7 protein-coding genes are annotated in these 9,843 nt (G+C 65.4%); 1 reads left to right on the top strand and 6 read right to left on the bottom strand.

The window, feature by feature from the left end; all coding sequences use genetic code 11:
- Positions 1-3 precede the first annotated feature (3 nt).
- From Q7I88_RS09370 to Q7I88_RS09385, 4 genes are all read right to left on the bottom strand, one after another.
- Positions 4-2,865 carry a 2-oxoglutarate dehydrogenase E1 component gene (locus Q7I88_RS09370; protein WP_305095656.1) on the bottom strand — a complete coding sequence of 954 codons (2,862 nt, stop codon included), beginning with the start codon at positions 2,863-2,865 and terminating at the stop codon, positions 4-6.
- Positions 2,866-2,895: 30 nt separating this feature from the next.
- Entirely contained in the window at positions 2,896-3,786 is an 891-nt protein-coding gene (gene sucD, locus Q7I88_RS09375) for a succinate--CoA ligase subunit alpha (RefSeq protein ID WP_305095657.1), read from the bottom strand.
- A 28-nt stretch (positions 3,787-3,814) separates the two neighbouring features.
- Positions 3,815-4,777, bottom strand: a complete 963-nt coding sequence (gene mdh / locus Q7I88_RS09380) for a malate dehydrogenase (RefSeq protein ID WP_305095658.1) — start codon at positions 4,775-4,777, stop codon at positions 3,815-3,817.
- 277 nt (positions 4,778-5,054) lie between these two features.
- Entirely contained in the window at positions 5,055-6,749 is a 1,695-nt protein-coding gene (locus Q7I88_RS09385; protein ID WP_305095659.1) for a putative bifunctional diguanylate cyclase/phosphodiesterase, read from the bottom strand.
- A 446-nt stretch (positions 6,750-7,195) separates the two neighbouring features.
- Between Q7I88_RS09385 and Q7I88_RS09390 the strand changes: the two genes are divergently transcribed.
- Positions 7,196-8,110, top strand: coding sequence for a metal-dependent hydrolase (locus Q7I88_RS09390; RefSeq protein WP_305095660.1), 915 nt, complete (start codon positions 7,196-7,198; stop codon positions 8,108-8,110).
- Positions 8,111-8,162: 52 nt separating this feature from the next.
- Here the strand turns inward: Q7I88_RS09390 and Q7I88_RS09395 are convergent, their stop codons facing one another.
- Both Q7I88_RS09395 and Q7I88_RS09400 read right to left on the bottom strand, forming a co-directional pair.
- Positions 8,163-8,471 carry a hypothetical protein gene (locus Q7I88_RS09395; RefSeq protein WP_305095661.1) on the bottom strand — a complete coding sequence of 103 codons (309 nt, stop codon included), beginning with the start codon at positions 8,469-8,471 and terminating at the stop codon, positions 8,163-8,165.
- 130 nt (positions 8,472-8,601) lie between these two features.
- Complete coding sequence (locus Q7I88_RS09400; RefSeq protein WP_305095662.1) at positions 8,602-9,726, bottom strand: cell wall hydrolase; 1,125 nt, start codon at positions 9,724-9,726, stop codon at positions 8,602-8,604.
- Positions 9,727-9,843 lie beyond the last annotated feature (117 nt).

The following is a 9,843-nucleotide window of genomic DNA, read 5'->3' on the forward strand; positions in this document are numbered from 1 at the left end:
ATCTTACTTTCCCTTGCCCGCTGGCTTGCGGTTGGAACCGTTCTTGAGCTTGCGTCTGGCTTCACCGCCGTCGGCGAGGCCGAGGGCGATCGACACCAGGGCCTCCTGCTGCGCCTGATGGCGCTTGGCGAGGCCCGTGGCCGGCGAAGCGGCGACTTCCCGGCCGGCGTAACTTGGCCGCATGCCCTTGTGCCCGGCATCGGTCAGCGCTTGCTCGATCTTGCTTTCGACAAAGAACCACGCGCCGTTGTTCTTCGGCTCTTCCTGGCACCAGATGACCTCTTCGAGCCCGGTCATCCGCTCGAGACGGACCGCAAGCGGTTCGCCAGGAAAGGGATAGAGCTGCTCGATGCGTATGATCGAGACATCGTCGAGACCCTCCTCGTCGCGCTTCTCGAACAGGTCGAAGGCCACCTTGCCCGAACACAGGACGAGCCGGCGTACGTTCTTGTCGTCGATCTCGGTCTTGTCGGAGAGGATGCGCATGAAGTGGCTGTCGCCGGTGAACTTGTCTGCCGGGCTCCTGGCCATTGGATGCCGCAGTAGGCTCTTGGGCGTCATGATGATCAGCGGCTTGCGGAACGGGCGCAGCATCTGCCGGCGCAGCACGTGAAAGTAGTTCGCCGGGCTGGTGATGTTGCAGACCTGGATGTTGTCGTTGGCGCACAGCTGCAGGAAACGCTCGAGCCGAGCGGAGGAGTGCTCGGGGCCCTGGCCCTCGTAACCGTGCGGCAGCAGCAGGACGAGGCCGTTGGCGCGCAGCCACTTGGCCTCGCCGCTGGCGATGAACTGGTCGATGATGATCTGCGCGCCGTTGGCGAAATCCCCGAACTGCGCCTCCCACAGCACCAGCGTCTTGGGATCGGCCATGGCGAAGCCGTATTCGAAGCCGAGCACGCCGTATTCCGACAGCGGGCTGTCGTAGACCTCGAACTTGCCGTGCGGCAGCGTGGTCAGCGGGATGTACTTGTGCTCGTCCTGCTGGTCGATCCACATGGCGTGACGCTGGGAGAACGTGCCGCGGCCCGAATCCTGGCCCGACAGGCGCACCCCGAAGCCTTCGGTGACGAGGCTGCCAAAGGCGAGCGCTTCGGCAGTCGCCCAGTCGAACCCGTCGCCCTGGGCGAACATTTCGCGCTTGGCGTCGATCACGCGCGCCAGCGTCTTGTGAATGTGCAGGCTCTCGGGGATCGTCGTCAGCGTCCGGCCGAGGCTTTCGAAAAGCTTCGCCGAAATCGAGGTGTGGACGTTGCGGCGAGCGGATTCGGGATCGGCCGGCTTGTGCAGACCGCTCCAGCGCCCGGCGAACCAGTCCGCCTCGTTGGGAAGGTAATTCTGTCCCGCGGCGAATTCCTCGCTCAGCAGGTCGTCGAACTCCTTGCGGATCGCCGGTGCGGTGCCCGCATCGATGACCCCTTCTTCCTTGAGCCGCTCGGAATAGAGGTCCGAGACGCTCGGATGCCCCTTGATGCGGGCATACATCAGCGGCTGGGTAAAGCTCGGCTCGTCGCCCTCGTTATGGCCGAAGCGGCGATAGCACCACATGTCGATGACGATGTCGCGCTTGAACTTCTGGCGGTATTCGATCGCCAGCTTGCAGGCGAAGGTCACCGCCTCGGGATCGTCGCCGTTGACGTGCAGGATCGGCGCCTGGACGCCCTTGGCGACGTCGGACGGGTAGGGCGACGAGCGCGCGAACTGTGGGCTGGTGGTGAAGCCGATCTGGTTGTTGATGACGAAGTGCAGCGTACCGCCGGTGTTGTATCCGCGCACGCCGGAAAAGCCGAAGCACTCCCACACGATGCCCTGGCCGGCGAAGGCCGCGTCGCCGTGGATCAGCACCGGCAGGACTTCTTCGTGCGCGGCGAGATCCTCGCGGATCGCCTGCTGCGCGCGGACTTTGCCGAGCACCACCGGGTCGACCGCTTCGAGGTGGCTGGGATTGGGGACCAGGCTCATGTGCACCTTGATCCCGTCGAACTCGCGGTCGGTGCTGGTGCCGAGGTGGTACTTGACGTCGCCCGAACCGCCGACGTCTTCCGGATTGGCGGTGCCGCCGGAGAATTCATGGAAGATTACGCGGTATGGCTTGGCCATGACGTTGGCGAGCACGTTGAGCCGGCCGCGGTGCGACATGCCGTAGACGATCTCGCGCACGCCGAGCGCGCCGCCGTACTTGATCACCGCCTCCAGCGCCGGGATCATCGATTCGCCGCCGTCGAGGCCGAAGCGCTTGGTGCCGACGTACTTCTTGCCGAGGAACTTCTCGTATTCCTCGCCGCGGATCACCGCCGAAAGGATCGCCTTCTTGCCCTCGGGGGTGAAGGTGATGACCTTGTCGGGGCCCTCGATCCGGTCTTGCAGGAAACGGCGTTCCTCGACGTCGGCAATGTGCATGTATTCCATGCCGACATGGCCGCAGTAATTGAGCCGCAGGATCTCCACCAGGCGGAGCGGGGCGACCCAGTCGAGGCCGAGCGTCCCGCCGACATAGACCTCGCGGTCGAGCGCGGCGCCGGTGAAACCGTGCCATTCGAGCTTGAGGTCGTCGGGCAGCTTGCGCTCCGACAGGCCCAGCGGATCGAGATTGGCCGCGAGATGGCCGCGCACGCGGTAGCTGCGGATCAGCAGCATGGCGCGGATCGAATCTCCTGCCGCCTGCTCGATGGCAGTGGCGTCATACGCCTTGCCGGCTTTGATGGCGGCATCCTTGACGACGACTTTCAAGGTCGTCGGGTCGAGTGCATCGGTCCAGTCGCCGGCGTCGCCGGTCAGCGGCCAGCGCGCGTTCTGCCAGCTCGGTCCGGGCTGCGGGCCGTCCTGCCCGGTCAGTTCGGGAAGAAATGTCTGCGCTTCGTTACCCATGGGGCGTTCCTTGAAGCCAATGAAGGAAAGTTACGCGAGTTCCTTCAGGAACGCGTCGAGTGTGGTGCCGAGCTCGCTTGGTGACGGCGAAACGCGGATGCCCGCGGCCTCCAGCGCGGCAATCTTGTCGTCGGCGCCGCCCTGGCCGCCCGAGACGATGGCCCCGGCGTGGCCCATGCGGCGACCCGGGGGCGCGGTGCGACCGGCGATGAAGCCGACGGTCGGCTTCTTGCGCCCGCGCTTCGCCTCGTCAGCGAGGAACTGCGCGGCCTCTTCCTCGGCGCTGCCGCCGATCTCGCCGATCATGATGATCGACTTGGTTTCGTCGTCGGCGAGAAACAGCTCGAGCACGTCGATGAAGTTGGTCCCGTTGACCGGATCGCCGCCGATGCCGACGGCGGTGGTCTGGCCGAGGCCAACCTGCGTGGTCTGGTGGACGGCTTCGTAGGTGAGCGTGCCCGAACGCGAGACGACGCCGACCGAGCCATTCTTGAAGATGTTACCCGGCATGATGCCGATCTTGCACTCGCCCGGGGTCAGCACACCAGGGCAGTTGGGGCCGATCAGCCGGCTTTTGCTGCCGGAAAGCGCGCGCTTGACCCGGACCATGTCGAGCACCGGGATGCCCTCGGTGATGGCGACGATCAGCTCGATCCCGGCGTCGATAGCCTCGAGGATCGAATCCGCGGCGAACGGCGGTGGGACGTAGATCACACTGGCGGTCGCGCCCGTGGCGGCCTTGGCCTCAGCCACGGTATCGTAGACCGGCAGCCCGATATGCGTCTGCCCGCCCTTGCCGGGGGTGACGCCCGCGACCATCTGCGTCCCGTAATCGAGCGCCTGCTGGGTGTGGAAGGTGCCGGTGTCGCCGGTCATCCCCTGGGTGATGACCTTGGTGTTCTTGTCGACGAGGATGCTCAAACCGCTTCTCCGAATATCGCTGGCAGGCTCAGGCGAGTGAGCTGTCGAGGCTCTTGCAGGCTTCGAGCAGCTCCTCGACCGCATCGGTCGAGGTCTTGAGGTTGGCCTTCTCGTCGTCGGTCAGTTCGATCTCGACCACGTCCTCGATTCCGTTCGCGCCGATCACCGCGGGCACGCCCACATAGAGCCCGTCGAGGCCGTACTTGCCGTCGACGTAGGCGGCGCAAGGCAGGATGCGCTTCTGGTCGCCGAGATAGGCCTCGGCCATGGCGATCGCGCTGGTGGCCGGCGCGTAATAGGCGCTGCCGGTCTTGAGCAGGCCGACGATCTCGCCGCCGCCGCCGCGGGTGCGCTTGACGATTTCGTCGATGCGATCGACCGAGATGCCCTTGATCTTGGCGAGGTCATTGACCGGGATGCCGCTGATCGTGGTGTAGCTGGTGACGGGCACCATCGTGTCGCCGTGGCCGCCGAGGACGAAGGCATTCACATCGCGCACCGAGACGCCGAACTCCCACGCGAGGAAGGTCGCGAAGCGCGCAGAGTCGAGCACGCCCGCCATGCCGACGACCTTCTCGTGCGGCAGGCCGGAGAACTCGCGCAGCGCCCAGACCATCGCATCGAGGGGGTTGGTGATGCAGATCACGAAGGCGTTCGGGGCGTGGTTCTTGATGCCTTCGCCGACCGCCTTCATCACCTTGAGGTTGATGCCCAGCAGGTCGTCGCGGCTCATACCCGGTTTGCGCGGCACGCCGGCAGTGACGATGACCACGTCGGCCCCGGCGATGTCGGCGTAGTCGTTGGTGCCGGTGATCTTCGCGTCGAAGCCCTCGATCGGGCCGCACTGGCTCAGGTCCAGCGCCTTGCCCTGCGGAATGCCCTCGGCGATGTCGAACAGGACGATGTCGCCCAGTTCCTTCTTGGCGGCGAGGTGGGCGAGGGTGCCGCCGATCATGCCGGAGCCGACGAGAGCGATTTTCTTGCGGGCCATGGAGTATTCGATCCTTCGCTGGCGGGCGCTTGTGTCGTGGCTGGCGCGCCCCCGCATCCCGCTTGGAGGGGCATCGCCCGTTTCCGCGGCCCTAGGCCCGGCCCCTAGGCAAGACAACCGGCAAAATGGTCGATCCGGTGATTATGTTTGCAAAGAGTTCGCATTAGCAAATGAATGGCAATTCGGGTGTCTGTAAGGTGACGAGCGGGCCCGCGTTAGGTTCCGGCGCAATCGCCTGCGGAGATGCGGAGATCGGAAATTCGCCGACAGGCGTCGGTCAGCCGGCGAGGCGGCTGCCACTCGTCCGCGCGGCGCCGTCGTCGCGCTCCTGCGATAGCAGCATGGCGGCGAGGAAGTCGGGAACGGCGCGGCTGAAGTAATAACCTTGACCCAGGGTGCAGCCGGCCTTGCGCACCGCTTCGACCTGCTCGACCGTCTCGAGGCCCTCGGCCACGATGTCCATCTCCAGCGTCGAGCCCATTTCCGCCACCGCGCGGATGATCGCGTCGCTCTTGCGGCCGATGTTGGGACCGGAAACGAAGCTGCGGTCGACCTTGATCTTCTTGAACGGGAACTGGTTGATGTAGGCGAGCGAGGAATACCCCGTGCCGAAATCGTCGAGGGCGAAGCGGACGCCGTGGGCGGAGAGCTCTTCCATGAACCGTCCGGTCTGTTCGCTGTCTTCGAGGAACAGGCTCTCTGTCACTTCAAGTTCGAGGCGCTCGGGTTCGAGGCCTGCTTCGCGAATGGCGCTGAGAATGCCCAGTGCGGCGCCCGGCGCCCGGATCTGCAACGGCGAGAGGTTGACCGCGACGGTGACGTCCTTGGGCCATTGTGCCGCGGCCTTGGCGGCTTGCGAGGTGATCCAGTTGCCGAGCGTGATGATAACCCCGGTCTCCTCGGCGACCGGAATGAATTCGTCCGGGCGCAGCTCGCCTTTCTCCGGGTGGAACCAGCGAACCAGCGCCTCGAAGGTGCGGATCTTGCCGGATTTGAGGTCGACGATCGGCTGGAAGAAGATCGACAGCTCGTCCTTCTGGATCGCTGCGCGCAGTTCGCTCTCGATTTCCTTCTTGCGCACCAGATCTCTGGTCATCGACTGATCGAAGAACCTCAACTGGTTCCGGCCCTGGACCTTCGCATGATAGAGCGCGAGGTCGGCGCCCTGCATGACCGCGTCGATGTCGGGCCCGTCGTCGGGCAGCATGGCCACGCCCATCGACGTGCCCCCGCTGACCCGGTGTCCGTCGATCCGATAGGGCCGCGAAATGTCGCCGATGATCGCGCTGGCGAGCTGTTCGCACTCGGCGCGGTCGGTAACGATGCAGGCGGCGATAAACTCGTCGCCGCCAAAACGGGCGATCACCGCGCCGGCGGGGGCCGTATCGATGATCCGCCGGGCCACTTCGGCCAGCACGCCGTCGCCGACCGAGTGGCCGAGCGTGTCGTTGATCTCCTTGAAGCGATCGAGGTCGAGCCAGAACAATGCCAGCTTCTGATCCGCGGGCAACTGCATCTGCAGTTCCACCAGCTCGTGATTGAGGCCTGCGCGGTTGAGCAGACCCGTGACCACATCGGTCCGCGCTTGCTCGCGCATCTGATCCGCCAGTCGCGCGCTCGTGTCGGCGGCGGTGATCGAGCTGCGTAGCGTCCTGAAAACGTTCAGGCCGATCGAAATCATCACCACCACGAAGAGTCCCAACGACACCGCGAGAACCTTCGAGGCAAAGCCCGGCAGGAACATGAGAACTACGCAGGTGGGCGTGATGGAAAGCATGAGCTGGCCGATGGCGATCGGCAGCCTGCCGGCGTTGCGCGCACTGATCCCCGCACCGTATCCAATGGCGGCGGTAACCGACATGAGCTGGATTATCGTTGGAGCACCCATGGCAACGCACGCAGCGGCGAGCGTGCCTAGCGCCAGTGCGTAGCTAAAGGCGCCGATCTCGAACACCCATTCGAGTAGCCTCACATTCCCATGCTTACGGTAGTTCAGCCAATAGGCAGCAATCACGCGCAATATTGCAACCACGGCAACGGTGGCTGCCAGCAGCGAAATCACGCGATTATTGGAACCGGAAGAGATTACGACACTGGTCGTTACCCCGACAATCGCGCCCATCGCGAGGCTGGACGGATTTTGATACAGGCTCTCTACCAGGATCCTGTGGACCCTGTCTCCGGGAGCATCGGTGCTCAGTGGCACCGGCCGCTTGGCGAGGTATCTTTTAATCGCATGCCCTCGAGTTTCGCCGTTCTCAGTAGACAGCGAGCGTGATTGAACGGTTAACGGCTGACCCCGGTGTGATGCGCGGTGAAAATCAGGAGAAAAGATGCCCATTGTTCATCAGCGGGACAAACCTGACTGCCGGCCAAAAACGCCTTGCCCTGGATGCTTATACCTAATATTTTGTAAATATGGTCACTCAGGCGCGCGAAGAACTAGTAGATCAGGCAGACATGCCGCTGATTGGCGGCAAAGCCCAATCATCTCCTGAAGAACGGGCTCTGATCGTCCGCGATGACCGGTTTTGCCGAACCGAGCGGCCCGCGCGCTGGTGGATGAACGGCGATCCGGTCGCAACCGCCTGGTACAATTCGGTATCCGCCAGCCTGCCGCGCGGCGAGGTGTTCTTCATCGACACGATGAAGAAGTTCCGTGACGAGATGCCGCCTGGCCTGGAAACCGAAGTGCGCGATTTCATCCGCCAAGAAGTCAATCACACCCGCGAACACCTCGCCTTCAACCGCATCGTTGCCGACCATGGCTACGACGTCGAATCCATCGACCGCGGCATCGCCGACATGCTCTCGCTGGCCGAGGGGCGGCCGCGCGAAGTCAACTTGGCAGTGTCGATCGCTCTCGAGCACTTTGCCGCTTCGATCAGCCACGAGTTACTGTCGGACCCCTCCTACCTCTCCGGCGCCCAGCATGAACCGGCCGAACTGTGGCGATGGCATGCCGCCGAGGAAATCGAGCACAAGGGCCTCGTTTTCGACGTCTGGCTGCACGTCACGCGCGACTGGAGCGCGTGGAAGCGCTGGAAGATGATGGCGGTGGTCGCTCTGCTCATCACGCGCAAATATTTCCGCAACCGCGTGCGCGACGCGCTTGGGATGATGGCGCAGGACGGGCTGACCGGCTGGCAGGCGCGGGCGCGGCTTTACTGGCATCTGTGGGGTAATCCCGGAATGATCCGGCGACTGTTGCCTCATTGGAGCCGTATCCTTCTGCCCGGTTTCAAGCCTTGGGCCTTGGACAACAGCGACCTGATCAGGCTCTATCGCCGGCAGAACGAGGTGGCAGCGCGCACGCTTGTTCCCGCTGAATAGAGCGGGCGGTTCGGCCAGAGCTATCGAGCACTTTGGCTAACGCGCCGACGGTTTAGCCGGCGTCCTTGGTGTCTGCTGCAAGTTCGCGAGCCATACGCCGGTCAAGCGTCCGGCAGATGCCCAGCCACCAGCGATATCCTTCCTTGTCGCCGCTGAACCAGGCCGCCTCGGCTTTCGCCCGGGCATGTGCGGCCGCGGCGAGGCCGTGCTCGGCGAAGTGGCGCAACGAGGCGCGCAGCATGGCTTCGGCGGACTCGCCGCTGCCGTTGTCGTTGGCGGCCTCGGCGATGGCTGCGCGCGCTCGTGCGCCGCGAAGGCGGACATTCATAGCTTGCGGAGGGGCGGCGAAACGGATGCTCATGCTAGGTAGGACAAGCTTTGGAGAAGGCGGAAGAGGTCATGACATCCTCCTAGCTCGGGCTCGGCTAAGCGTTCGTGTGGCGAAATGGTTTCCATCATCTTAGGGATGAGCGGGGCCCCTATGTTCCGGGTTACCTGAGCCATTGCCCGCTGCGCTCGAGCTCGGGTGAAAGCTCGCCGCCCTGCGGCAGGTTGCTGCCCCGGAACAACGCCTCGCCGCCGCGCGCGCTGACCGCTGGGGCGTAATCGGGCGTTGCGGCCGGCGCCTGCGCCTGCGTCGCTGGCCCCTGGCGCGCAGCCGGGTGGGCTTGTTCGAAGGCGCGCGCGAGGACCAGCGGATCGGCCTCCGCCGCGGGAACCGGTTCGGTGACGCGCGGATGCGGCGCGGCCAGCGGCTCGCCGCCGCGATAGGCGACGGTGAACGCGTTCGACTGCCCGGCGGCCCCGCGCCAGCGGTAAAAGATGTGCGCTCCGATCGTCGTCACCTTCTGCAGGCTGTCGGCCCAGTACGGATGCACTGCGAGCGTGTGGTAATGCGTGGCCAGCCCCACCGGGGCATAGACCGCTCCCGCGAGCGCCTGGTGCGCGACCCGGCTGGCGCGGTCCCAGAACGCGGCCATCGGCTGCCGGTTCAGCGAACCGTCGCAAGTGAATGTGAACTGGCAACCCGTACGCCGCTCCGATCCCTGGAATACCACACCGCACACCGTGTTGGGATAGCTGGGATGGGCGACACGGTTGAGGACCACCTGGGCAACGGCGCGCTGGCCGGCGTCGGGCTCGGTCGCCGCCTCGTAATAGATCGCCATCGCCAGGCACTTTTGCGCGCGCGCTGCGTCGCTGGCGCTGCCCATGGCGCGCAGCGCCCGGGCGGCGGGGCCGGCGCTGTCTCGCGGCGCCTCTGCGGCCGTGGTCGCGGCGGCGTCGGAGTGGATGTCGCCTTCGCCCGGCATCGGCCGATATCCGCTGTCGTCGAGGTAATAGAAGGCCGAGCCGGGGAAGCTCTCGCCCGGCGTCTCGAACGGCATGGGCGCCGCTTGGCCCACGGCGGGCTCGGCGAAGTCGGGCTGCCAGGCATCGGGGGCGGCCATGGCCGGAAAGGCGATCGCGGCGGCCAGCGCGGCAAAGCGCAGCCGCAGGCCGGTATTGCTCCGCGCCCATGCCGCGCGCAGCCGGCCGGGCAGGCGCCGTTCGGCCCGGACCCGGCGCCGGGCGATCAGTTCGGGCGGAGGCCAGGAAGGAGAGCGAGCGGACATCGGTCCCGCGCCCCTACGCGCGGGCGCAAGCCAGCGCACCTCGTCTGGTCCAGCCGTCCCGCCTTGGGACGCGCCGAACGGACCTTGCGCCGCAGCCGGAGCGGTCCTATCGCTCCG

Source organism: Croceibacterium aestuarii, from assembly GCF_030657335.1.
GTDB classification, from domain to species: Bacteria; Pseudomonadota; Alphaproteobacteria; order Sphingomonadales; family Sphingomonadaceae; genus Croceibacterium_B; species Croceibacterium_B aestuarii.